At 59.5% G+C, this 24,951-nt stretch carries 18 protein-coding genes and 1 pseudogene; 5 read left to right on the top strand and 14 right to left on the bottom strand.

From position 1 onward, the window contains the following. Positions 1 to 212 precede the first annotated feature (212 nt). Together AC07V0_RS03060 and AC07V0_RS03055 are read left to right on the top strand one after the other, a co-directional pair. A complete protein-coding gene (locus AC07V0_RS03060) occupies positions 213 to 1,322 on the top strand; it encodes an efflux RND transporter periplasmic adaptor subunit (RefSeq protein ID WP_495019370.1) in 1,110 nt (369 codons plus the stop codon). Further along, entirely contained in the window at positions 1,319 to 4,468 is a 3,150-nt protein-coding gene (locus AC07V0_RS03055; RefSeq protein ID WP_495019369.1) for an efflux RND transporter permease subunit, read from the top strand. Before AC07V0_RS03060 ends, AC07V0_RS03055 begins: the two co-directional genes overlap by 4 nt. A 98-nt stretch (positions 4,469 to 4,566) precedes the next feature. On the opposite strand, the gene AC07V0_RS03050 is transcribed toward AC07V0_RS03055, so the two are convergent. The 4 genes from AC07V0_RS03050 to AC07V0_RS03035 form a co-directional block, all read right to left on the bottom strand. After that, positions 4,567 to 5,523: a 2-hydroxyacid dehydrogenase gene (locus tag AC07V0_RS03050; protein ID WP_086945748.1), complete on the bottom strand. Its 957-nt coding sequence runs from the start codon at positions 5,521 to 5,523 to the stop codon at positions 4,567 to 4,569. 34 nt (positions 5,524 to 5,557) lie between these two features. Next, complete coding sequence (locus AC07V0_RS03045) at positions 5,558 to 6,316, bottom strand: SDR family oxidoreductase (RefSeq protein ID WP_019578530.1); 759 nt, start codon at positions 6,314 to 6,316, stop codon at positions 5,558 to 5,560. A 43-nt stretch (positions 6,317 to 6,359) separates the two neighbouring features. Then, positions 6,360 to 7,052: a fumarylacetoacetate hydrolase family protein gene (locus AC07V0_RS03040; protein ID WP_086945747.1), complete on the bottom strand. Its 693-nt coding sequence runs from the start codon at positions 7,050 to 7,052 to the stop codon at positions 6,360 to 6,362. 98 nt (positions 7,053 to 7,150) lie between these two features. Beyond that, positions 7,151 to 8,500: an MFS transporter gene (locus AC07V0_RS03035; protein WP_019649133.1), complete on the bottom strand. Its 1,350-nt coding sequence runs from the start codon at positions 8,498 to 8,500 to the stop codon at positions 7,151 to 7,153. A 584-nt stretch (positions 8,501 to 9,084) separates the two neighbouring features. Here AC07V0_RS03035 and AC07V0_RS03030 point away from each other — a divergent pair. Next, positions 9,085 to 10,017, top strand: coding sequence for a helix-turn-helix transcriptional regulator (locus AC07V0_RS03030; RefSeq protein WP_495019368.1), 933 nt, complete (start codon positions 9,085 to 9,087; stop codon positions 10,015 to 10,017). A 139-nt stretch (positions 10,018 to 10,156) separates the two neighbouring features. Here the strand turns inward: AC07V0_RS03030 and AC07V0_RS03025 are convergent, their stop codons facing one another. From AC07V0_RS03025 to AC07V0_RS02990, 8 genes and pseudogenes are all read right to left on the bottom strand, one after another. Then, a complete protein-coding gene (locus tag AC07V0_RS03025) occupies positions 10,157 to 11,419 on the bottom strand; it encodes a TIGR02270 family protein (RefSeq protein ID WP_086945746.1) in 1,263 nt (420 codons plus the stop codon). Between the two features lie 79 nt (positions 11,420 to 11,498). Then, positions 11,499 to 11,645, bottom strand: a pseudogene (locus tag AC07V0_RS03020) (IS5/IS1182 family transposase); the annotation flags it as partial. Between the two features lie 237 nt (positions 11,646 to 11,882). Then, positions 11,883 to 12,812, bottom strand: coding sequence for a WD40/YVTN/BNR-like repeat-containing protein (locus AC07V0_RS03015; RefSeq protein WP_495019367.1), 930 nt, complete (start codon positions 12,810 to 12,812; stop codon positions 11,883 to 11,885). 18 nt (positions 12,813 to 12,830) lie between these two features. Continuing rightward, positions 12,831 to 13,985 carry a PAAR-like domain-containing protein gene (locus AC07V0_RS03010; protein ID WP_086945744.1) on the bottom strand — a complete coding sequence of 385 codons (1,155 nt, stop codon included), beginning with the start codon at positions 13,983 to 13,985 and terminating at the stop codon, positions 12,831 to 12,833. After that, on the bottom strand, positions 13,985 to 15,022 hold the full coding sequence (locus AC07V0_RS03005) for a 3-oxoacyl-ACP synthase (protein WP_086945743.1): 1,038 nt from the start codon (positions 15,020 to 15,022) through the stop codon (positions 13,985 to 13,987). Before AC07V0_RS03005 ends, AC07V0_RS03010 begins: the two co-directional genes overlap by 1 nt. Further along, positions 15,022 to 16,134 carry a DUF2169 family type VI secretion system accessory protein gene (locus AC07V0_RS03000; RefSeq protein ID WP_086945742.1) on the bottom strand — a complete coding sequence of 371 codons (1,113 nt, stop codon included), beginning with the start codon at positions 16,132 to 16,134 and terminating at the stop codon, positions 15,022 to 15,024. The genes AC07V0_RS03005 and AC07V0_RS03000 overlap by 1 nt, the downstream gene beginning before the upstream one ends. A 15-nt stretch (positions 16,135 to 16,149) precedes the next feature. Continuing rightward, a complete protein-coding gene (locus AC07V0_RS02995; RefSeq protein WP_028940907.1) occupies positions 16,150 to 16,596 on the bottom strand; it encodes a DUF6484 domain-containing protein in 447 nt (148 codons plus the stop codon). A gap of 11 nt (positions 16,597 to 16,607) precedes the next feature. Next, a complete protein-coding gene (locus AC07V0_RS02990; RefSeq protein WP_018927758.1) occupies positions 16,608 to 18,809 on the bottom strand; it encodes a type VI secretion system Vgr family protein in 2,202 nt (733 codons plus the stop codon). Positions 18,810 to 19,466: 657 nt separating this feature from the next. Here AC07V0_RS02990 and AC07V0_RS02985 point away from each other — a divergent pair. Both AC07V0_RS02985 and AC07V0_RS02980 read left to right on the top strand, forming a co-directional pair. Then, positions 19,467 to 20,486: a substrate-binding domain-containing protein gene (locus tag AC07V0_RS02985; protein ID WP_018927759.1), complete on the top strand. Its 1,020-nt coding sequence runs from the start codon at positions 19,467 to 19,469 to the stop codon at positions 20,484 to 20,486. After that, on the top strand, positions 20,474 to 23,494 hold the full coding sequence (locus AC07V0_RS02980) for an EAL domain-containing protein (protein ID WP_495019366.1): 3,021 nt from the start codon (positions 20,474 to 20,476) through the stop codon (positions 23,492 to 23,494). Before AC07V0_RS02985 ends, AC07V0_RS02980 begins: the two co-directional genes overlap by 13 nt. Here AC07V0_RS02980 and AC07V0_RS02975 read toward each other — a convergent pair. After that, complete coding sequence (locus tag AC07V0_RS02975) at positions 23,491 to 23,703, bottom strand: hypothetical protein (protein ID WP_018927761.1); 213 nt, start codon at positions 23,701 to 23,703, stop codon at positions 23,491 to 23,493. The two genes, AC07V0_RS02980 and AC07V0_RS02975, sit on opposite strands and share 4 nt — an antisense overlap. Positions 23,704 to 23,857: 154 nt before the next feature. Continuing rightward, complete coding sequence (locus tag AC07V0_RS02970) at positions 23,858 to 24,931, bottom strand: methyl-accepting chemotaxis protein (protein WP_419554981.1); 1,074 nt, start codon at positions 24,929 to 24,931, stop codon at positions 23,858 to 23,860. Between the last annotated feature and the right edge of the window lie 20 nt (positions 24,932 to 24,951).

Raw genomic sequence — 24,951 nt, 5'->3', positions numbered from 1 at the left:
CCTTCAATTGAGGATGTTTGTGACCATATTACGTTATGGTCACTTTCTGTCAATCGACGCTCTTTGGGCTGAGCTCGAGGTTGGCCAGCAGTATTCGGCAATACTAGTGCTGAGATCATGGGGTTCGGTACTTCATGATTCGTGACCATTGACAGGTATGGTCACTAGACTGAGAATGTGGTGCATGTCCTATTTTTTAAGTAAGGGAACCTATGCGCCGGCTTCGACCTGTCCCCATTGCCGCTTGCTTGTTGCCTCTCGTCCTGACGGCGTGTGGCGACTCATCCACCGTTGAAGATCCACGCACGCATGCCCCTCTGGTGAGGTCCTCTGCGGTTCAGGGTTCGTCCGACGTCTCACGTTCTTTCACGGGCGTCGTGGCTGCCCGCGTCCAGGGCGATCTGGGTTTTCGGGTATCAGGCAAGGTGCTTGAGCGTCTGGTTGACACCGGTCAGACCGTTAAGCGCGGTCAGCCACTCATGCGTCTCGACCCAATCGACCTGGGGTTGCAGGCACGAGCACAGCAAGAGTCAGTCAACGCCGCTCGGGCCCGAGCCAAGCAGACTGCAGATGACGAGGCGCGATATCGCGACCTGGTCGCCGCAGGCGCTATTTCCGCATCGGCTTACGACCAGATCAAAGCCGCAGCGGATACCGCAAAGGCGCAGCTCAGCGCCGCTGAAGCGCAGGCTGATGTAGCCCGCAATGCTTCTGGTTATGCGGTGCTGTTTGCGGATTCCGACGGCGTAGTGGTGGAGACGCTCGCCGAGCCCGGACAAGTCGTCAGCCCGGGACAGCCCGTGGTTCGACTGGCGCGGGCAGGGCAACGTGAAGCCATCGTGCATCTGCCCGAGACGCTACGCCCCACAGCAGGATCCACCGCGCAGGCGACGCTTTATGGCAATACCACGGGTGCTGTTACAGCGAAGCTGAGGTTGCTTTCTGACTCGGCCGACCGAATGACACGCACCTTCGAGGCGCGGTATGTGCTTGAGGGCGCGCTGGCCAATGCACCGCTAGGTTCGACCGTCACGCTTCGGATCGCTGAAAGCACCACGCAAGGGCAGGGGCTGCAAGTGCCGATCGCTGCCGTTTATGACCCAGGCCAAGGCACTGGCGTGTGGGTCATTGCCGGTACACCTGCGAAGGTGGCCTGGCGACCTGTTCAAATCTTGGGCTTGAGCGACGACGCAGCGCGAGTCGCAGGCGATCTCAAGGTCGGCGAGCAGATTGTAGCGTTAGGCGCGCATCTGCTGCGCGATGGTGAGGAGGTGAGGCTGGCTCAACCGGATGGCGTCAAGGTCGCAGGGAGTCATCCATGAGCGAGGGGCGCTTCAATCTCTCCGCGATCGCCGTTCGCGAGCGCTCCATCACGGTGTTTTTGATCTTCCTGATCGCCGTTGCGGGCATCCTGTCGTTCTTCCAACTGGGGCGTGCGGAAGATCCTCCGTTTACGGTCAAGCAGTTGACGGTCATTACCGCGTGGCCGGGCGCCACGGCGCAGGAGATGCAGGATCAGGTAGCAGAGCCACTTGAAAAACGCCTGCAAGAACTGAAATGGTACGACCGCACGGAAACCTACACCCGTCCTGGCCTCGCTTTCACCATGGTGTCACTACGCGATAGCACGCCGCCCTCGCAAGTGCAGGAGGAGTTCTATCAGGCGCGTAAAAAGCTCGACGATGAGGCCAGGAAGCTGCCGGCGGGTGTCATCGGGCCAATGGTCAACGACGAGTTTTCGGACGTGACATTTGCACTGTTCGCCCTGAAAGCCAAAGGCGAACCGCAGCGACTGTTGGTGCGTGATGCAGAGTCGTTGCGCCAACAACTGTTGCATGTGCCGGGCGTGAAGAAGGTCAACATCATTGGGGAGCAACCCGAGCGCATCTTTGTTTCCTTTTCCCATGATCGGCTGGCCACCTTGGGCGTATCGCCTCAGGACATCTTTGCCGCGCTGAATAATCAGAACGTGCTCACGCCTGCCGGCTCGATCGAAAGCGACGGGCCGCAGGTTTTTCTTCGGCTGGATGGCGCCTTCGATAAGGTGCAGAAGATTCGTGACACACCCATTGCGGTTCAGGGGCGGACGCTGAAGCTCTCGGACGTGGCGACGATCGAACGTGGTTATGAAGATCCGGCAACCTTTCTCGTGCGTAATAACGGTGAAGAGGCCTTGTTGCTGGGGATCGTGATGCGTGAGGGTTGGAACGGTCTTGACCTGGGCAAGGCGCTGGACGCGGAGACGGTCAAGATCAATGAAGGCATGCCGTTGGGCATGACGCTCTCCAAGGTCACCGATCAATCTGTAAATATCAGTTCGGCCGTCGGCGAGTTCATGGTCAAGTTTTTCGTCGCGCTGCTTGTGGTGATGCTCGTCTGCTTTCTCAGCATGGGCTGGCGTGTAGGCGTTGTGGTCGCTGCGGCTGTGCCGTTGACGTTGGCTGTGGTGTTTGTGGTGATGGCGGCCACTGGAAAGAACTTTGACCGTATCACCCTTGGCTCGTTGATTCTGGCGCTCGGACTGTTGGTGGACGACGCCATCATTGCTATCGAAATGATGGTGGTGAAAATGGAAGAGGGCTACGACCGCATCAAAGCTTCCGCGTACGCCTGGAGTCATACAGCCGCGCCGATGCTTTCCGGTACGCTGGTGACGGCTATCGGCTTTATGCCCAACGGTTTCGCGCAGTCGACAGCCGGCGAGTACACCAGCAACATGTTCTGGATCGTGGGCATTGCCCTGATTGCCTCCTGGGTGGTTGCGGTAGCTTTTACCCCGTACCTGGGTGTGAAGATGTTGCCGAACATCAAGAAGGTGGAGGGTGGTCATGCGGCCATCTACAACACCCGAAATTACAACCGCTTCCGCCAGGTGTTGACGCGTGTCATCGCTCGCAAATGGCTGGTAGCCGGTACTGTTATCGCAATGTTTGGCGTGGCGATTCTCGGCATGAGCCTGGTCAAGAAACAGTTCTTCCCTACCTCGGACCGTCCAGAGGTATTGATTGAAGTGCAAATGCCTTATGGAACCTCCATTGAGCAGACCAGCGCCACCACCGCCAAGATAGAGGCCTGGCTGCAAAAGCAGGGTGAGGCAAAAATCGTCACGGCCTATATCGGGCAAGGCGCGCCGCGTTTCTATCTGGCGATGGCGCCGGAACTCCCTGATCCATCGTTTGCGAAGATTGTGGTGCTGACGGACAGCCAGGAGGAGCGCGAGGCCCTCAAGTTCCGTCTCCGCGAGGCCGCTGCTGAGGGACTTGCCCCAGAAGCGCGTGTCAGGGTGACTCAGCTTGTGTTTGGTCCATATTCGCCGTTCCCTGTTGCCTATCGGGTGATGGGGCCTGATCCGTCAAAATTGCGCGAGATCGCGGGCCAGGTGCTGGACGTGATGCAGTCGAGCCCGATGATGAGAACCGTCAACACTGACTGGGGGCCACTGACGCCGACGCTGCATTTCGCCCTGGATCAGGATCGCTTGGAGGCGGTGGGGTTGACGTCAAACTCAGTCGCGCAGCAACTGCAATTCCTGTTGACCGGAGTACCGATCACCGCAGTTCGTGAGGACATTCGCTCGGTGCAGGTGGTCGGTCGCGCAGCGGGTGATATCCGGCTCGATCCCGCCAGGATAGAAGGCTTTACGCTGGTGGGCACGGCGGGTCAGCGGATTCCGCTGTCTCAGGTGGGAGAGGTCGATGTTCGTATGGAGGATCCGATCCTCCGACGTCGTGACCGCACGCCGACCATTACCGTGCGCGGTGACATTGCCGAAGGCCTGCAGCCACCGGACGTCTCGAGCGTGATCATGAAAGAGCTGCAGCCGGTCATCGACCAGCTGCCTGACGGGTACCGGATCGAGCAGGCGGGTGCAATCGAGGAGTCGGGCAAAGCCGGTAAAGCGATGTTGCCGCTGTTCCCGATCATGATTGCCATGACGCTGCTGATCATTATTCTGCAGGTACGTTCGATCTCGGCGATGGTCATGGTGTTCCTCACCTCGCCACTGGGGTTGATTGGTGTGGTGCCGACACTGCTTATCTTCCAGCAGCCGTTTGGTATCAACGCTCTGGTAGGTCTAATCGCCCTTTCAGGCATTTTGATGCGCAATACGCTGATTCTGATTGGGCAAATCCATCACAACGCCCAAGAAGGGCTGGATCCGTTTCACGCGGTGGTCGAAGCCACGGTCCAACGTGCCCGCCCGGTACTGCTGACAGCGCTGGCGGCGATCCTGGCATTCATTCCCCTGACACACTCCGTCTTCTGGGGGACGCTGGCCTACACGTTGATCGGAGGCACGTTCGTCGGAACCATCATGACGCTGGTGTTCCTGCCAGCGATGTACTCCATCTGGTTCAAGATCCGTCCTGACCATGCGGGGAAAACTGAACCAGCCAATAAGCAAGCAAGCCTGGTGGATAGGACGCCACCTCGTCCTCTCGACGTTCACCAAACCACAGAGCTTTAGCCGTAGGCCATAGCGTGCTGCTTTAGTGGGCGTCGACGTGGCTGTTTACCTGACACCGAACCGCCGAGGGGACGCAACGTCTCCTCGGCGGCCAACGTTCAGTCAGTCACAGACCCCTGCGGTATTCTCCCGGCGAAACTGTCCACCAGGCTCGCCACTACCATCTCTCCCATTCGCGTGCGAGTCTGCAGCGTCGCACTCGCGCGATGGGGCTGCAGTACCACGTTCTCGTTGGCAAACAGTGTCTCGGGGACGTTCGGTTCATCGACAAACACATCCAGTGCCGCACCTGCGATCTCTCCAGCGGCCAGTGCCGTCACCAGATCGACCTCGTTGACCAACTTGCCGCGCGCCACGTTGATCAGATACCCGTCCTTGCCCAGTGCGTGCAGCACCTCGGCATTGATGATGGCTTCAGCCTTGTCGGCAGCGGCCGCGAGAATCAGTGCATCACTGTTGCTGGCCAGCTGCTTCAGATCGGCGATGAACGTGTGGTTCACATCGCTCATCGGCTGCAGATCGGTGTAACTGATCGGGCAGCCGAACGCCGCGGCCCGGGTCGCCACGGCACGGCCGACCCGGCCCATGCCGACGATGCCGATGCGCATGCCCGACACCTGACGTGCCAACGGCAACGGAGCCAACGGCGTCGGGCTATGGGGCCATTGGCCCGAACGCACATAACGATCACTGGTGCACAGACCCCGGCACACGGCAATCAACAAGCCGATGGCCAGGTCGGCGACATCTTCGGTCAGCGCTCCGATGGTTGCCGTTACGCGGATTCCGCGATCCCGGGCGTAAGCCAGATCCACCGCATCGGTACCCACGCCGTTGACCGCCACCACTTCCAGTTTCGGTAGTTGCGCCATCAGCGCCTGGCTGATTCCGGTATGCCCGCCGGTGATCACCCCGCGAATGTTCGCGCCGTGTTCCTGCAAATAAGCCTGCTTGTCGGCCTGCTGGAAGTAACGTCTGACGGTAAACAGCTCATCGAGCCGCGCGTTGATTTCAGGGATCAGGATCGGGCTGAGCTGCAAGACTTCTGACTTCATGTAAACCTCGTGTAGCGGAATTAAGAAGGCCGGTTTAACCGCGACCGGCAAACGGCATGGCACTGGCCATGACGGTCATGTTCAGGACGTTCGCTTCCAGCGGCAGACCGGCGATGTAACGCACGGCATCGGCCACATGTTTGACGTCCACCATCGGCTCCACGGCGATGGTGCCGTTGGCCTGGCGCACGCCTTTGGTCATGCGCACCGACATTTCGGTCAGGGCGTTGCCAATGTCGATCTGGCTGCAGGCGATGTTGAATTCACGCCCGTCCAGGGCCAGGGATTTGGTCAGCCCCAGCACCGCATGTTTGCTGGCGGTGTAGGCGCTGCTGAAGGGGCGTGGGGTATGCGCCGAGATCGAGCCGTTATTGATGATGCGTCCGCCCTGTGGCTGTTGCCGGCGCATCAGTGCGAAGGCACCACGGGCGCAGAGGAAAACGCCGTTGAGGTTGGTGTCGATCACGTTTCGCCACTGCTCGAACGTCAGCTCATCGAGCGGCACTGCAGGGGCGTTGACCCCGGCGTTGTTGAACACCACGTCGAGGCGTCCGTATACCTCGGTGATGGTGGCAAACAGCGCATCGACACTGATCGGGTCGCGCACATCAGTGGGCACCGCCAACGCTTCGTGTCCTTCGCTGAGCGCCAATTCGACCAAGGCCTGCAAAGGCTCCGCTCGGCGACCGGCCAACACCAGGGTGAATCCGTCTGCCATCAGAGCCAGCGCCACGGCGCGGCCGATTCCGCTGCCGGCGCCGGTGACCAGGGCCACTTTCAAAGGACTGGACATGTTGTTATCTCCTTTTTTCGATTCACGAGAGCGTACGTCGGGTTCAAGGTCGCTGACCGACGCGCATTTCCAGTTGGCCGATGCCGTCGATCCCGGCATTGATGATGTCGCCCGGTTGCAGCGCATCGACGCCCGCCGGGCTGCCGGTCATGATCAAGTCACCGGCCCGGAGCGCTACCGATTGCGAGATGCGGCTGATGATTTCACTGACCGACCAGATCTGGCTGTCGAGGCTGTCGCGTTGGCGCTCTTCGCCGTTGACGTTCAGCCACAAATCACCGTCCGGGTGTCCGGCGCGAGTCACCGGCACGATGGCGGTCATCGGCGCGGCGCCGTCAAACACCTTGGCACCTTCCCACGGCAAGCCATTGCTTTTGGCCGCACGCTGGACATCACGGCGGGTCAGGTCAAGGCCGACGGCATAGCCCCAGACATAGGCCAGCGCCTGACTCTCCGGAATATTGGCGCCGCCTTCGCCGATGGCCACGACCAATTCGATTTCGTGGACAAACTCTTCGGTCAATGGCGGGAAAGTCACTTCGCCCGTCGCATCCACCACGTTGCTCGCCGGTTTCATGAAGAACACCGGCGGCTGGCGGGACTGGCCTTGGGTGTCTGGCCAAGGGTAGTTGCGGCCGACGCAAAATACTCGGCCAACGGGAAAGCGTTGCAGGCTGCCCACGACTGGCAAGGTCACGGGCAGGTCCGGGGTAAACACGTACTCGGTCATCGTCATTTTTGTAGTCGTCCTGTTTGAAGCGTCAGCGTACGGCGGCAATCTTTTGCAAAGTTGGACGAAAGCCGCCTCGTGTTGGAGAAAAACGGTTTCTTGGCTCAGCGCGCCTTGAGTTCGATGCGATACAAGCGACCGAGCAGCAACGAATAGGACAAGGTCCCCATCAGTGCCACGCCGCCAATGAACCAGAAGGCGTAGGCAAACGAGCCTGTTGCGTGGACGATTCCGCCAATCACAATCGGGGTGACGATCCCGCCGATGTTGGCAGCCAGGCTGGTGACCCCGCCGGTCAATCCGATCAACTCCTTCGGCGCGACTTCCGACACCGCCGCCCACGACGAGGAGGCGATTCCCTGGGCGAAGAAGGCCATGGTCAGCACGGCAATGCAGATCACGTTCGAGTCGGTGAAATTCACCAGCACGATCGACATACCCAGCATCGAGCCGACCACCAATGGCAACTTGCGAGCGAAGGACATTGAGTAACCACGACGGATCAGCAAGTCGGAGACGATGCCGGCCAGCAGAATGCCGACCGTTGCACCTACGAACGGCAGCACGGCGAAGACCCCGGCCTTGATCATGGTCAGCTTGCGTTCTTCGATCAGGTACGTCGGGAACCAGGTCAGGAAGAAGTACAACGCCGAGGTGCTGGCGAACTTGCCGATGCAAATCGCCCAGATCTGCCGATAGCTGAACAGCTCGGCGATCTGCCGCCAGTTGAACCGGGTGCGCTCCTGACTGCTCTTGACCAGTCCACCGCCGGCTTCGATGTACTTCAGTTCTTCCTGGCTGACGTTCTTGCAGCTCAGCGGATCGCGGTACACGTAGAGCCAGATCACACCAAACACGATGCCGAGTATCCCGGTGCTGTAGAAAACATGGCGCCAGTCATAGGTCGTGGCCAGCCATAACAACATGCCGGTAAACAATGCCGTGCCCAGATACTGGCCGCACACGTAAATGCTGCTGGCCAGGCCCCGTTCGCGGGCCGGGAACCATACCGTCACCGCACGGCTGTTGGCCGGAAATGCTGGAGCCTCCATAGCACCGACAGCCAGTCGCAGCCCGAACAGCGAAGCGAACCCAGTGGCAAAGCCTTGGCACACGGTGACCGTCGACCAACTGATCAGCGACACCCCATAGGTGAACCGGGAACCGAAGCGATCGGCGATGAACCCGGCGGGGACCAGAGCGAGTGCGTAGGTCCAGGCAAACGCGGAAAAAATCAGACCCATTTCGATCTTGTCCAGGCCCAGATCCTTGGCCATGAACGGTGCGGCAATCGAGATATTTACGCGGTCGATGTAGTTGATGATGGTCGCAATCAGCAGCAATGACAGCATGAACCAGCGCCGACGCGTCGGTAGTCGCTGAGGCAACAGGGCGTCCCGGGCGCCGGCGCTCACCGACGGCGCGGTGGACGGGGAGGTTTGCGAATTCGACATGGGTAGACCTTCTTATTGTTAGGAGAATCGAGATGTTCGCGCGCAGCCGAAGCCGATGCCCCCAGTGCCGGGGCAGGGCAATCGCTACTTGAATGAGGGCGCGGACAGCTACTGTCAGGCGCTCAGATACGCCTTCGGACTGGCTCGGTCGGGGGAGGGTTGGCGAGGGAAAAAAGCAGGTTCATCACGAGCGCACCTTTTGATTGTTTTTGGAAGGGTCGGGCTGCATTGGTTGTTACAGTGGTCGTACAACCTCTCAAAATCAACGGAGGCGTTAGATCGTTTTTTCTCCTGTAAAAGGTGATTCATGCAGGTGTCCAAGAGAAATCAAATCGGCTCATTTCCTTCGTTATGCTTTATTCACTTAATAAGTTGATGTTTTTAAAGGATTAAATATTTTCGTGTGCTCTTATTTTTTTGGACAGGCGACACATCACACACGGATACAATTAGTTCTCTGTGTTTCATTGTCATCCTATGACATGTTGAGGCCAGCGGTGTCTGCCTTCACAATCACTGCGGTCGCCGCCTGCGTCGCGGCGCGACGACAACCTGTCCATGTACCTGTCGAGGATCCTCAGGCGATGTCGTCACCGAGTCGAGTACCCACTTACGTCATGCAGCAACGCAGCGAATTGACGGACTTTTACATCCGCGACAAAAAGGGCCGGCGCGCCGAAACCAGCCCGCATCGCCATGAGTATTTCCAGATCCAGGTCAACCTCGGTGGCGATACCGTGCAGCACATCGGCAACGTAGAGCGGCCGTTTCCGCGCAACACGCTGGCCTTCATCCTGCCGCATCGCGTGCACGTGATTCCGCATCCGGCCGACAGCAATTTCATGGTGATCAACTTTTCCCAGACCTTCCTGTTGCCGCATTTGCAGTGCGACCCGATGGACCTGGAGGAAGTCTCGATTCTGCTGGCACCCGAGTTGTCGCCGTTCCGCTTTCAGGAGCATCTGGATTTCATTCTGTCCGATGAAGATTTCAGCAAAGTCTGTGCCCTGATCGAACAGATGCGCGTGCTCGATGCAAACCGTCAGTTCGGCACTCGCGAGATGCTCAAGGGGTTGTTGCTGCAACTGGTGGGGAGCGTTTGTGCCTTGTATGCCGAGCCGCTCAAACGGTTGGCCGAAGAGAATGCCGCCGAAGTCAGCCGACGCGATGCGCTGAGCAGGATGTCCGAATACTTGCGCAAGAACATTGCCGATCCCGACCTCAACCTGATCAAGGTGGCTGCTGCGACTTACCTGTCACCGACGTACCTGACGCACTGGTTGCGCAAGGAAATCGGCAAGACCTTCACTGAGCTGGTGCTCGAGCGCAGGATGCACGCGGCACGCAATTATTTGCTCAATGGGACACGACCAGTGGGGGAGGTGGCAAGGTTGTGCGGTTTCGCTGACGAGGCTTATTTTTCGCGACGCTTCCGCCAGATCCACGGCCAGCCTCCAGGGCAATTCAGGCGTCAGCAACTCAATCCTGATACGCCGCAATCACCGTCCAACACGTGATTGTTCATCGTTCACATTGCAGCGCAGGGGGCGCAGCCAGTCTCCGTAATCATGAAGAACCCTGCATGCCGAACGCTGGCTCCGTGCTGATCAAGCCATACTGCCTGGCTTAGGGGCTGCATTCTATTTTGGCAAAACCTCAGAGGCGCCGAACGGGCGGCGCCGGCTCCCCCAACAACATCTTTTGCCGCCAGGCGGGTGCGCTGGTGGGGAACAGCACTTCGTTCGGTCGCCAGCGAGCAACGCCGAAGGCGGCCGCAATACGCTGGCGTTGCTGGCCCTGGACAAGGACGCGCCGGTAACTGTTCTCGCTCTGCTGTAGCCCCAGCACATAGCCCATGCCCGCCTGGAAATCGCCTCCATGGGCCTGCCACCAGGCGGCGATCAATTGCGGGTCGGGCCAGGGCAGGTTTTCATCGGGGTCCATGGCGACATTAGCGTCCTCAGGATCGTCGTTCGGGCCGGCATCGAAATCCGGCAGGTCCTGCAATTCCAGGTCGAGCAGCGCCAGGTCAGCGCCAGTGATCAGACTGAAGGCTTCGCCGGCGACGCGGGCATGAGGCAGGTCGCTCATCTGCAGGATCAACCAGGGCACACTGAACGGGTCGCCCAGCAGCCCGATGGCCTGGATGCCGATGCGCTGTTGCTCAGGGTTCTCTATCAATTGGCGTATCCAGGCGATGCTGTTTTCACGCTTTTGCCAGGCCAGCAATACGCAGAGCGCGCGGTACTGGAACTCGCCCGGTTGCTCGGCGAACTGGCGCAGCGGTTCCAGGGCGTGCTCATCGCCCATCTGGGCGGTGGCCCAGTTGGCCCAGAAGCGCGTGGCTGGATCCGGGTGTAGACGGTGGGCACGAATTGTTGGCATCAGGTCACGACGACGCAGCTCGCCGGCAGTGCGGGCGGCACGTGCCAGCACGCTTGGGTCGGCATCGGAAAGTCCGGTAAGCAGGGCGGGGCCGGGATCGTGGCGGTGCATACCGCAGGCGGCCAGGCCGAGACGGCGGAACAGGGGGTCAGGGGAGGCGAGCATGCGGTCGATCCAGGGCGAGATCAGTTCCCACTCCAGCCAACCGAGTGCGGCCGAGAAAAAGCGCTCGGCTTCGGGGTATTCGTGCAGATGTACACTGAGCTTGTAGAGTGCGACGCTATTGCCGGACTCGAAGGCTAGCACGACGGCGGCAAAGACTTCTGCGCGGGTATTCGGCCGGAACTGCAGCAGAGTCTCCAGACCGGCTGAACCGGCGACCCTTAGGCCATCGAGATGGGCCTCGATACGCCGTTCAAGGGTGTGCAGGTCGTTCAGGCTGTAGTGCGGGGCACACACGGCATGGTCACGAAGATCAACGAGAAAACCGGCTTCGTCGGCGTGTTGATCGATCACCAAGGAGACTATTTTCAATAGGGACTTCTCAGTTATGGAGTGGCGTATTTTAAAATTGAAAGCGTTTAAATGTTATCTGGATATATAACCTGCGCCCAAGATGCATGTGCAACATTGCCATCAGCGGATAACCCGGATGACCGCCTTCACCTGTCGAGTAGTGCGGCTCGATCAGGAACAACTCCTTGCGGGTCTGCTTGCGCTTGGCGGCGCACTCAGCACCGACGAAGGTCATCTGCTTCATGGCTAAACTGGGATAGCGGAGTCGGCGTATTTCACCAGAAACGTGATCTCTTCAGGTCTAACACAGGCGGAAAAGCAAAGCGAAGCGACTCTCTCGTGCACCTCGGCAACTGCCACTGCCTGAAACCACCTTGTTGCTAGGTTTCAACGACCTTTCCAATTTCCACTAGGTGTTTAGGAAGAGGAGCGGAAAATTGCCGAGCGCCTACCGTGGGAGTCCCTCCCCCCTAAGTCTCCTTCACTGGTCGAAGAAGCTCAGCAGTGGTTTCCAGCGCTGGCCGTCGAACTCGAACAATTCCTTGCCTCCGACCGACCAGAGCCCCTCTTCAGTGGTTCTCAGGCGGTAAGTGGAGGAGGGGAATACCTCATCATCGGGTGGCGCGAGGGGAATCAGTTCATTGTCGACGATTTCATAGAGCCGACGCATATCGGATACGAACACGCGCCCGGCGAAAGAGGCGACACCCCACAGCTTCTCGCACGTTTCGTCCTGCTCGATCAGGGTCCAGACATCACCGCGTCCCTTGAGAATGACGCCCTCGTCGCCCACAGCATATACCGAGCCATCCTCGGCGCAGACTAGATCGAAAAGGTCCAGGTTGGTCGGGGCGTCCAGTCGTTCCCAGCCGTCTGCTGTTCGTCGGCAGAGCAATCCTTGCCAGCCGACGGCATACAGCTCATCGCTGGAAAAGGCCGCCACCGCTTCCACGGCCAGATCCAAGGCTTGTTCGCCTGGTAGTAAGGGAATCGTTTCCGCTTCCCAGAGGGTCCAGTCGCGGCTGCAGTACACCTGTAGGACCGTACCCACCACCAGTGTAAAATCCGCGCCTATAGTCCTGATTGAGCGTAGCGGGCCCTGCGGCTCCACCCCCTCGATGGACGGAAGCTCATGGAAGCTCTGGCCGTCGAACCGAACGAGCTGCCCAGCCTCTCCCAGATAGATGGCTTGTGGATAGGGACGGATCTGGCGGATATCGACCGAACAGGCGTTCCACTCGACAGGAATGGAGGTTAGCTTGCCGGCCTCCAGCCAGCTGAGCACTGCATTGGGTTCGTCCTGTTGAAACAGCTCATCGACGGAGACGATCAAGGCGCCACTGCCGGGCGCGACGAGCCGTGCATCGACAAGCGTCATGCCAGGAATCTGTCTTGGAATCTGTAATGGCATGGGGGGCGATCTCCCTATCTAACCGTTCATTAACGCGGTGGACCGCGCCAGCACGCCTTTCTTCGCCCTGCCTGTTTTCCCCATCCCGTAAGAGGAAGGGCGTAAGGTCGCGTTCGGGTCGGTCCGCGCCTCCTGATGGTAGTCCATGAGTTGTGCCTTGAGGCATGCTTCCGAGCAGCCCTTGAAAGTGGTGGAGGCTGATTTCGCACCTATGGTTGCGGCTTCATCTAGGCTCATCTCGCTAGATCCACGGGCCTTCATCGCCACCTTGCGTCTTGCCGAGAGCACCCCGTGAGTGCTAACCGTGGCCGCTTCGCCTTCGGCGCACAGACAGGGTGCCTTGTTGGAGTCGTAATTGTCCCAGCCCGGTCTTTTTCCACCACTCTGACGGTCCGCTCCGGCCTCGACGATGCATTTCACTTCGATGAGGTGGTCGGGCGTCTGGCCGGGACAGCAATGGCCGCTGTCGTAGGGGGTGAGAAAGCAACGCATTGCCCGCTGGCAGGGTCTCTGCGAGGCGCCGCCCAGCCGCCTTTCTAATTGCCTAATGTCTTTACGGATATTATCCAGCGTCTGTTTGTTCGCCCCACCCCTGCGCTCCCTGTCAAATTTCTTGCGCTCATCGGCCACCTGCTGGCCCTCAGGCGGGCAGGTCGCCTTCCGGTTCAGATCGTCCCCGCAGGCCTTCTTTGCAGCGTCGATCTCGTTGTTGCACTGGCCCGTCTTCATGCCGAGCGCCATGCGGTCCAAGTATGTCCAAGGTACAGTATTACCCGGATCGGAAGCGTGGTTATGGGTCGTCATATCCATATGCCGAACCACATTCTCCCCCTCGAACTTCACATCCATCGACCAGGAGGTGAAGTACACCTTGCCCTTGATCTTACTGGTGATCACGCCCTTCTTCGGCGCGCAACCGGCCTCATCCCCATAGCTGGTCTTGAAGTAACTCTTGTTCTTGAGCATCACTTCCTTACCACTGATCTTCACCGTACGACTGCCCTTGGTCGTGTCCTTGGCCATACCGGTATTCGGATAGGGGATGGGCACTCCGGTTGGCGTGGGTGGCGCCTGGGGCGGGGTGAAGCAGACATCCGGAAAGCAGGCCACCGACTTGCCATCCGCCGCCTTGCAGGAGATCTCCATATTGTTGGCAAAGACCTCATTCGCCATCACGCAGCCCTCACAGTCTGGTAACTGAGCATCGCGGCGGCGCGTTCGCCGGCGTCGTTGCCCAAGTGGCAGAAGATATTCGGGCCTTCGCCATAGCCCTTGCGGCTGGCGGCCAGGGCCACGGCGAGCATCGCCGGGCCGATGGCGGCGCCGACTTCGCCGATGCAGTCGGCGGGGTGCCAGAGGTGGAAGAACTCCTTGCGCACGCGCAGGGTGCGGCTCAGGGCCAAGGACGCTTCCTTGAAGTAGTACTGCTCGCCGGAGATGTCGGTGAGCCGATAATCCATTTGCTCCAACCCACAGCCGACTTCGCTCAGGGCGGCGCGTACGGCTTGAGTCAGGCCATCGGCGCGCAAGGGAATGTCTTCGGCCTCCACCGTGGCCTTCTCCATACCGAACCCCAGGCCGATGCAGGCCAATTGCGGCTCTTTGCTGGCAACGGGGGCGGCCAGCACCACGGCGGCGGCGCCTTCGCCGGGGATAAATCCGTTGGAGTTCTGGCTGGTGAGCAGGCGTTCGCGTGCTTCGAAAGCGGCCAGGGTCGGTCCGCTGAGGAAGGAGTCGACGCCGGCAATCAGCACATGGCGATGGCCGCCCTGGTAGATCAGCGTGCGTGCATTCAGCAGGGCCACCGCAGCGCTGACCCGACCACGGGCAATGACGTTGGAACCGGGATGAAAGCGTAGGCCCAGTTCGGCTTCGATGGCGTGCAGCAGCCCCTTATCGAGACCATCGAGGCGGCCGGGGCGCTCGACTTCCGCCACCCCCAGCAGCAGCGGGGTCTTTTCCGGGTCGACGTTGGGGGTGCTTTGTATCGCCTCGGCGATGGCCCGGGCGGCCATCTTGATCAGCTTGGTGCGGCCGCGCCAGGGCTGTTCCAAAGGCACGCTGGCGGCAATCAGCCATTCGCCGCCTTGGTCGATAAAGCGGGTTTCCTGGAAATTGTCGATGGCGCAGCGGATCGCCGCGCAGCTCGCGGGTGCGCTGAGGCCGACAGCACTGACCATGCCGGAGCCGATGATGCAAAGCACGGTCATCAGTCCGTCTCCTCGGGTGCGTGCTTGTCTTTTACCAGGGAGGAGAGCGACGGGTAGTAATCCTTGCCCAGTTCACGGGCGCGCCACCAGCCCGTGGACATCGTGCCGACCAGCACCTGAGCGATCTCGAACATGTTGCGCCGTAGCGGGCGGGCGACACGCCAGGTCAGTTGCACCTGGAGCGCGTCGGTGTCGATCAGCAGGGTGTCGATCACCGCCTGCACAGTCTCATGACCACCTTTTTTCAGAAAGAAGGTCACCGGCACGTCGATTTCGGGGATGCGAAAGCCGGCGCGCTCCTGGGGTGTGAGGTTGAGCAGCAGCACGTCCTCGCCGCCTCGCAGATACTGGATCTGCTGATCGTCAGGGGCCGCCTGAAAGTAGCGGCGGTCGAAATCACCCGGCAGAAACGGAAAGCAGTCGGCCAACCAGGCCTCGTCGTAAGTACCGGCGAAGCGGGCGCGTTGCGGCCAGCTACGGCCGATGGGGCCGAGGGCCATCGGACGGTAGTCGCCAGAGGGACTGTCGATCGCCTTGCCCAATTCCTCGGTGTTCGGCATCGGCATGCCACCGATATCAGCACTACCCATATGGCGTGGGAACCAGCCACAACCGGTCGGATTGTCCAGGTAGCAGTGACGCATTTCGGAGTCTTTGGCCATCGGATGACTGCCGCCAAAGGCCTGGGCATAAGAGATGTGCTGCTCGGTGAAGGGCTGCGGCAAGCCGGGAGAAACGCCCAACAGCCCCGGTTGCCACTGCCGGGGGCCGAGGACGGAAAAGGCTTTGCTCATCTGACCGACGCGAATGCCCGCAGCCAGCTGCCTCACGGGCCGCCCGCCTGGGGCATAGGCCTTGCCGCGCACCAGCACATCGCAGAATGGCTTGATCGGGGCGAAGTCCATTTCCTGCAGCGGGGCGCTGAGACCAGGCTCGCCGAGGAAGGTATCGGCCATCAGCAGCGGTTGCTGGCTGTCGGCGAGGGTCGCCGCGCGGCCGTCCAGCGGTAGATTGAAAGTGCCTTTGGCCACCACCACCAGGGATTCGCGGCCATCGGGCTCCATGCCCTGGGTATAGGCAGCAAGCAGTTTGCTGGCGTTGAGCAGTTCCATGGGCCGAATACCTGTCTAGTTGATCTGCACCGAACCACCCTTGATGCGGTTGACCCCGCTGGAGCGGCTGGACAGGTAGGCGCCCTGGATAATCACTTTGCCTGCGCGGGTCAGGGTGATACTGGCCTTGCCGCAACGCAGCACGATCTCGCGTTCGGCACTCAATTCCAGGCGCTGGTCGTCCAGTTGCACGCAGGCAACCGGTGCGGGCGCCGCGGTCTGGCCAAGCAGGCGGCCGATCACTAGCGGGCGGAAAGGGTCGCCATCTTCGAACATCAGCGCCACCTGGGTGCCGATGTCTGCAGGGGCGAGCAGGGTGGTGCTGCGGGCGGCGATGCTCTGTTCCTCGGGGCAACCGGGGTAGGTCACCAGGGGCGCACTGGCTTGCGGCAGGTCGAGCAGGACGCCGATGACCACGCCATCGATGCGGGCCTGGGTGGGTAGTGGGTATTGAACCGTCATACGCGTGACTCCTAGTTTTGCAGGATCTTGCGTCCCTTGATCACCACGTTCTTGTTGGCCTTGATGTTGATCGCACCAGAGCCGTCTATGGTGATGTCCTTGCCGCGGATGCTGATGGTGCCGTCCTTCTTCATGACGATGCTGGCTTTGCCGGTGGTGATGGTCACCGAGTCACCGGCATCGATGACAAGGTCCTTGCCCACCGTCAGCGCATCGTTGTTGTCGATATCGGTCGTGCGTCCTGCACCGACCTTGCGCGATTCGTTTGCCTTTACTGTGGTTGAAAGATTGGCACCCACGTCCACCGAGCGGTTGGCGCCCACATTGGTCGACTGGTAGAGGCCCACATTGACGTTTTGGTAGGCCCCGACATTCACCGTTTGAAAGGCACCGATGACAACTTCCTGCGCTGCGCCGATGGCGATCGTCTCGTTGATACCTACCGCATGGGTGCGCTGCAGGGTCACGGTCGCGGTTTCGTTGGCGCCGACGCTGATCGTGCGGTTGCTGCCAATGTTGATGGTCTCGTTGCTGCCGACGCGTTCCGTACGGTTGACGCCAATGGTGATGGTCTCGTTGTTATCGACGGTTTCGGTGCGGTCGTGTTTGACGTGCACGGTTTCGTCGTTGTCGATGCTCTTGCTGCGGTCGTGGCCGACCCAGTGGGTCTCGTCGTTCTCGACCTCGATGTCCTGGTTCTTCTCGGCGTGGATAAACAGTTGCTCCGCGCCTTTCTTGTCTTCCATGCGGATTTCATTGAAGTTGGCCGGTGAGCCGCCCTTGCTTGAACGGCTCTTCACGCCGCTCTGGGTGGCATTGGCCGGCAGCGTGTAGGGCACGGTCTGTTCGGCGTTGTAGACGCGGCCGGTGATGATCGGCCGATCCGGGTCGCCTTCGAGAAAACTGACAATCACTTCCTGACCGATTCGCGGGATCTGCATCGCCCCCCAGTTCTTGCCGGCCCAGGCCTGGGAGACGCGCATCCAGCAGGAGCTGTTCTCGTTGGATTGGTCGTGGCGATCCCAGTAGAAGTGCACTTTGACCCGGCCATACTGGTCGGTCCAAATCTCCTCGCCATTGGGGCCGACCACCACCGCGGTCTGTGGCCCTCGGACAATCGGCATGGGGGTCAGGGGGAGGGGGTGGAAAACCTGGCTGGCATCCATGCAAGCGAGTTCGCCCACGAACTGCTCGGAGAGATCCTGGGTGCCACTTTCATAGGGCTCCTGGTGGATGTGGTAGCGCGCGCTGACCACCAGGTATTCGCGGTTCTGGTCTTCGCGCTCATAGCCGGTCAGCGAGAACAGGTGGCCGGAGCCCAGTCCGCGGGCACGGCCGCGCAGTTGTACGCGCTCGAACTGGCTGTGGATGGCTTCGATGCGGGTACGCGCATAGTGCTCGCCGTCGTTGCTCTGTGCGTATTCACCGGGGTAGTCGTAGAGCGGGTAGTCGCCGTTGCTGTGGCTGCGCGACACACTGGAGCGCACCTCAAGGTTGGCGCGGGGTCGCTGGAAGTCGTAATCGTTGAGCTCCAGCGAACCGGGTTGGACTTCCCGCGTCAGTTGCCAATCGTAGAAATGATCGCGCTCGCGCATTTGCCGATCGGGCGGGTAGAACGGCACTGAGTCGTAATCTGCCACCGTGGAGTGGGCGCCATAGGCGTCGGCCAACACCAGTACATGACGCGCTTGCTCATGGCGGAAGTAGTAATAGATCCCTTCCTGTTCCATCAAGCGGCTGACGAAATCGAAGCTGGTTTCGCGGTACTGCACGCAATATTCCCACTGGCGGTAGCTGCCGCTCAGGCTGTCTTCGAAATCGGAAAAACCGAGGTCGCGGAACACCTGCTTGATGATGTCCGGCACCGTATTGTTCTGGAAAATCCGGCAATCCGAGGTGCGCGTGAGCAGCCAGAACCAGGGCCGCAGGCTGACGTGGTAGCCGGCGAACTGGCCATGGCCGGTCAGTTGTCGACAGCTGCAGGCAATGCCGTGGAAGTAGCGTTTGCCGCCGTCGTGCAGTTCCAGGGTCAGGCCCATCGGCTTGCCCAGCAAATGGTCGAACGTGATCGCCCGGTCTTCGGAGGTGAGGTTCAATTCGTAGTGGAACAACCGCCCCAATTCTTCGTTGCCTTCCATGCTCCGCAGCAGCAGGACATCGCCGCCGAGGGGGCAGTTGACCTGCACCAAACGGTTGTTTTGCGTGATTGCCATGCACGGCTTCCTCTGCCTCGTGTTTGGGCGTCAGTCGGCCGTCTCGAATACATAACGCAACGTACGACTGAATCCGTTTCCAGCGGATTAACCTTTTGCCCAACGCCTCTTTGGCGTTATCTCTAATCCTTACAATTCAAGGAAGTGTTAGCGCTGTTCAATTCTTGTCAAGAAACTCTCCGACCAGTGGGGTGAACACCGAGGCGTTTCAAGATCGGTGATCGGAGGTCATTATTTAGTATCTTTGGTTATAGGCTTTATTCTAAAAAGTGAGTACCCGCGCAATTTATTCAGGCGCGAATTCAATCGTGCTTATGAAGAGCATCTTTCAAAGTTGCGTAAAGGATGAGTACTGTAAAACTAAAGTTCGCGCACTTTTAACCACCGAAGACCTGATGACAGCAGAACCGACTATCCTTTCGGATAGTGAACGCTGCACTCTTGGCAAAAAGGGACGCCATGCCAGACTATGATCGCGCCATCGGCTCCACACCCGGCATTACATACGGTGATCGAACCTGTCTGATCGGGCCCTGGTTACTCAGGCCCTGGCTACTCCGGATGGCTTCAATCACGGTTTTCTGTCTTTTCACGGCAACGCCCGGATACGGCCAGAACCTGCCAACCGCGGCAGGTGTCGAAAACGCCACGGTAACGGTGATTCAAGCGCAGGAAATCGTTTCCAGGGCCACCCTTGAAGCCGTTCGCTGGAGCGGCCCTGAGTCCGGCCCGAAAGCCCAGCGGGGCAAGAGCATCGCCCTTGTCGCAGAGGATTTGCGTAACGGAGGCATCGTCGGTGTCGCGCAGGGCGCTCGCGAGGCAGCCAAGGCGATGGGCTGGACGCTGAAGATATTCGATGGCGCTGGATCATCGGCCGGGCGCGCAAAGGCCTTCTCCGATGCGCTGGCAGAGAAGCCCGACGGCCTCATTCTGTGCGGTTCCGATGCCCTTGAGAACAATGCGGCGCTGATCCTCTTCGCCAACAGGGATGTGCCGGTGGTTGGCTGGCACGCCGGGGCACGCCCCGGGCCGATTGACGGCACGCCGGTGGCCATGAACGTCACGACCGACCCGCTCGAAGTGGCTCGCCTCACGGCCATGGCGGCAGTGGCACAGTCAAACGGACACGCCGGCGTGGTCATCCTGACCGACTCCAAGTACAGCATCGCCATGGCGAAAGCCAAGGCCATGGAAAACGTCATTCGGGCCTGTCGAGAATGTACGTTGCTGGAAGTGCGCGATGTGGCGATCTCCGAAAGTGGCGAGAAGATGCCGGCGCTCACCAAGGAGCTGCTTCAGCGCTATGGCAAGCGCTGGACCCACACGCTGGCCATCAACGATATCTATTTCGACTACTCGATTGCCTCATTGACCAACGCCGCAATGCCCAGTGACGGCATCAGTCTGTTATCTGCCGGTGATGGCAGCGCCTCGGCTTTCTTGCGCATACAGGCAAAAACCTACCAGACCGTCACCGTGGCCGAGCCGCTCAACCTGCATGGCTGGCAAGTGATGGATGAATTGAACCGGTTGTTTGCAGGGCAGCCGGTGAGCGGCTTCGTAGCACCGATTCACTTGGTCAATGCCGACAATATTGCTTTCGACGGCGGGAAGAAATTCCAGTACGACCCTGACAATGGTTATCGAGACATCTATCGCCACCAATGGAATCCATGACATTGGACGTTACTTCCCGGCTCGGACGCCGGCTATTGCCGCAGTCGTTGCGCGCACAGTTCACACTGGCGTTCTTGACGCTGGCGCTGCTGATCCTGGCGGGTGGTGCCACAGCGGTCTACGCGTTGCGCACGTCAAACAGCGCCACCCGCCAGCTGACGGATGAACGACTGGTGCGCATGCAAAATGGGCAAGACATGGTGCAGCGGACCTTGCTGATCGAACGCCAGACCGATCAGCTTCTGACAACCCGTTCCCCTGACGCCCTGCGTTCAAGCTATGCGGCGACCGTCGAACAGCTTGAAGCCCTTGATCAACTGGTGCAGGAGCTGACTGCCGCGAACAGTGGCGAGGCGATACTCGACATGCATCAGTCGAGTCAGATGTTCCGCAATACCGCCAACATCGTTGCGCAACTGCGAGAAAGCCTGTTGCAGACCGAGGTCACCTTCGAGCAAGCCCTGGAGGATCACGCTGCCCGGTTAACCGCGACCAAGTCCCGGTCCAGCCTGGAACTGGCGGTGTTACTTTTCGATCTGCCGCAGGCTAATGACAGTGATGCCGTGCAACGGCTGCGGATCCGATATGAGCGCCTGTCACGCGCCGCTGGCAAGTTACCCGACGCTGATGGGGAAACGCCCGATCTCTTCTCCCTGCGCCTGAGACTCATCAATCAGCACAACGTCATCCAGCGCTTCAATGAGGAGTTGAAGAATGAGGCCGGGGTTCTGGTCGCGGTGGCCCGTGCGCAATCCAGTGCTTACACCGAAGACTATCGCGAAGCCGTGCAGCGCCTGGTCGAGGCCTCAAATCGTAGCCAGCAATGGGTGCTGATCATGTTGGGCGCCAGCCTGGTGTTCGCCTGGTTCGTGACCCGGGTCTTCATGGGCCGTCATGTGCTTGTGCGCCTGAATGAAATAAGCCGGCAATTGCGTCAGGAACGCACTGACAAAACGCATTTGATGATGGTGGAACATGGGAAAGACGAGATCGGCAACATGGCTCGCGCGGTGAATCAATTCCTCAAAGACCGTCTTCAGCTGGAAAAAAAGACGGTCCAATTGAGTATCGCCACAGAGCGGCTCGCCCTGCAAAACAACCGATTAGAGCAAGAAGCCATCATCCGTGCCGGACAAGGTCATGTCCTGGAGCTGATCGCCAGGAGCACCGAGCTTGCAGAAGTCCTCGAGAGTCTGGCTCACCTGGTCGAGTCCCAACTGGAGGGGATGATGGTGTCCATCCTGGTGCTGGATGAGGATGGCAAACACCTGCTGCACGGGGCTGCCCCCAGTTTGCCGAAAGCCTATAACCAGCTCATTGACGGGATTGCGATCGGTCCAAACGTCGGCTCTTGCGGCACCGCGGTGTATCGACGAGAACCGGTCATCGTCACGGATATCGAGCTGGACCCGCTGTGGGAGGAGTACCGATCAGCCGCTGCGCCCTATGGATTTCGCGCCTGCTGGTCGACGCCGATTCTGTCCCATGAGCGAAAGGTATTGGGTACGTTTGCCTTGTATTCCAACACCGTCCGCAGCCCTAGCTCGACCGAGACGCGACTGATCGACATGGCGACACCTCTTGCCGGTATTGCGATAGAACGCCAACTGACCGAAAAGCGCATTCGCTATATGGGCGACCATGACGCACTGACCGGGCTGCCGAATCGCACCTTGCTCGAGGACCGTCTCAAGCAGGCAATACTGTATGCCCAGCGCTACAGCCGGCTGGTGACGGTGGTGTTTCTCGATCTGGACAAATTCAAACTGGTGAATGACAGCCTTGGGCACAGCGCTGGAGACGTACTGCTGAGAACCGTCGCCCAGCGCATGCAGGAATGTGTGCGCCGCACCGACACCGTCGTGCGACTGGGTGGCGACGAGTTTGTGATCATCCTGTTCGACCAGCCCTCAGACCTCGACGGCGTTACTCCAGCCCTGCACAAGATCCAGGAAGCCATCCTGCAGCCGATTCAGCTCAGCGGGCATACACTCCACGTCACCTGCAGCATGGGGTTGGCTACCTACCCAGCCGACGGCAGCGATACCGACACGTTGCTCAGCAATGCGGACGCCGCCATGTACCGGGCCAAGGAACTGGGTCGCAACAGTTACCAGTTCTATACGAGCGAGATGAATAACAAGGATCAGGGCAAGCTCGCCATGCAAGACGGGCTACGAAACGCACTCAACCATGACGAGTTCCTGCTGCTGTACCAGCCACAGGTGGATTTGCAGTCAGGTCAGATTATCGGCGTAGAAGCACTGATCCGCTGGCAGCATCCCGAACTCGGCATGGTGTCTCCAGTCAAATTCATTCCGCAGGCCGAAGAGACCGGGTTGATCGTGCCCATAGGCGATTGGGTGATTCATACCGCGTGCAGACAGAACAAGGACTGGCAGGATGCGGGCTGGCCGCCGATCACCATGTCGGTGAATATTTCAGCACGCCAGTTCATCGAAAGGGACCTGATCGACCGGGTGAGGCATGCCTTGCAAGAGACCGGACTGGACCCGATGTACCTTGAGCTGGAGCTGACCGAAAGTCTGATCATGCAAGACCTTCAGCAAGCCATCAGCAAAATGAAGGAACTGCAATCAATGGGGATCAGTCTGTCGATCGACGACTTCGGCACCGGCTACTCCAGCCTCGCGGCATTGAAAAGCTTCCCCATCGCAAGACTCAAGATCGACCAGTCTTTCGTGCACGATCTGCCCGACAACGAGAACGACAAAGCCATCGCTACCGCAGTGATTTCGTTGGGGCACCAACTGAACCTCAAGGTCATAGCCGAAGGTGTCGAAACCGAAGAGCAGCAAACCTTCCTGCGTGAAAACGGCTGCGATGAAATTCAGGGCCACTTTTTCAGCAGAGCGGTCAGCGCAGAGGAAATCAGTCTGTTACTGCGTACACCCCGATTGCCTCAATCGAGCTGCATTACCAGCCCTGACACGGTAAGGCGAAAACGCGATGTAAAACGTCCACGCAGTCCAATGCCCGGGCGTTAATGACTTGGCGTACGGTAAAACGCTGCTGTGTCGACCTGCGGCAAAAAAGACATCGGCGACTTTCTGCTGCTCACCCAACTGGTGACCAGAGAAACCACCAGAGTGGCCAGCACCGGACGACGGAATTTCGCTTCAGCATTTTTGATGGACTGTGGCATGGCACGCTCGGCATTCAGCAAGAGAGAAAACTTGCATCTGGCATGAACCATGGTGCCAATCTCGATGAGCCGGGTAGTGTGGCAGGGGAACGACCTATGAAGGCCGTCCCCATGCCGATTGTGGCGCAAACCACTTGAGGTCGGTGCTCTCCCGTATTTTCGCCGGTCAACTGCGAGCTTCTTCGGTCAGCTCAAACACCTCTAGTTATCGATTAAAACGCTCGACCAATGAATACTGAGTATTAGCTGTCCGGGTCAATTCCTTGCTTAACTCTGCCGAATGATGGGCCTGCTCCGACGTCTGATCTGCCAGGTGCGCGATGGTGGTGATATTACGGCTGATTTCCTCTGCAACGGCGGTTTGCTCTTCAGTGGCCGCTGCAATCTGGGTTGTCATGTCAGTGATATTGGCGACCGCTTCACTGATACCTACCAACGCTTTGTCTGCCTCAAGCACCCACACCACACCTTCTTCGGCCTGACGGCGACCACTTTCCATCGTCTGCACGGCGTTATCGGAAGACATCTGGAGCTTGGTTATCAAGCCATGGATTTGCGTCGTGGATTCAGAGGTGCGCTGCGCCAACTGACGCACCTCGTCCGCCACCACGGCGAAGCCTCGACCCATATCACCAGCGCGCGCAGCTTCGATCGCGGCATTCAAGGCCAGTAGGTTGGTTTGATCGGCAATGCCTTTGATGACATCGACCACGGTTCCGATTTCATTGCTGTCCTTGGCTAACTGCGCGACCGTCTGCCCGGTTTCGCCAACCACTGCGGACAGTCGCTGGATCGCTTCGCGGGTATCTCGGGCCACATCGCGTCCGCGTCCGGTCAGCAAGTTAGCTTCTTGGGAGGCGTCAGCGGTGCGTTGGACATGGCTGGCGACTTCTTGTGTGGTCGCCGCCATCTGATTGACCGCTGCGGACACTTGTTCGGTTTCGACACGCTGGCGATCAAGACCCCGTGAGCTGTCGGCGGCCAATACGTCGGACCTCCCGGCTAGTCCGCTGAGTTGCTCCGCGGTGTCCTGCAGACGTGTAAGACAGGTCTTCAGGCGCGCGGCCTGGCTCACAAAGGCGGTTTCAAGGCGTGCCTGAGGGCCACACTCGTCGCTGTACATTTTCGCGATCAGTTGATCGGAGGTGGAGGGTTCAGCCATCTGTAGCAAGCGCAATGTCCCCTGCTTTTGCCAGCGCGTGACGATCAGTCCGAGCGGTGCAGAGACAGCTGCGGTGATGGCAATGGCCACGAAGGTGTTGAGTAAGACACCACTCAAAGCCCCCGCCAAGCCCATAA

Source organism: Pseudomonas sp. GW821-FHT01E10 (assembly GCF_059422365.1).
Note: the sequence above shows the minus strand (reverse complement) of the source record. Positions and strands in the feature narration are given on the sequence as shown.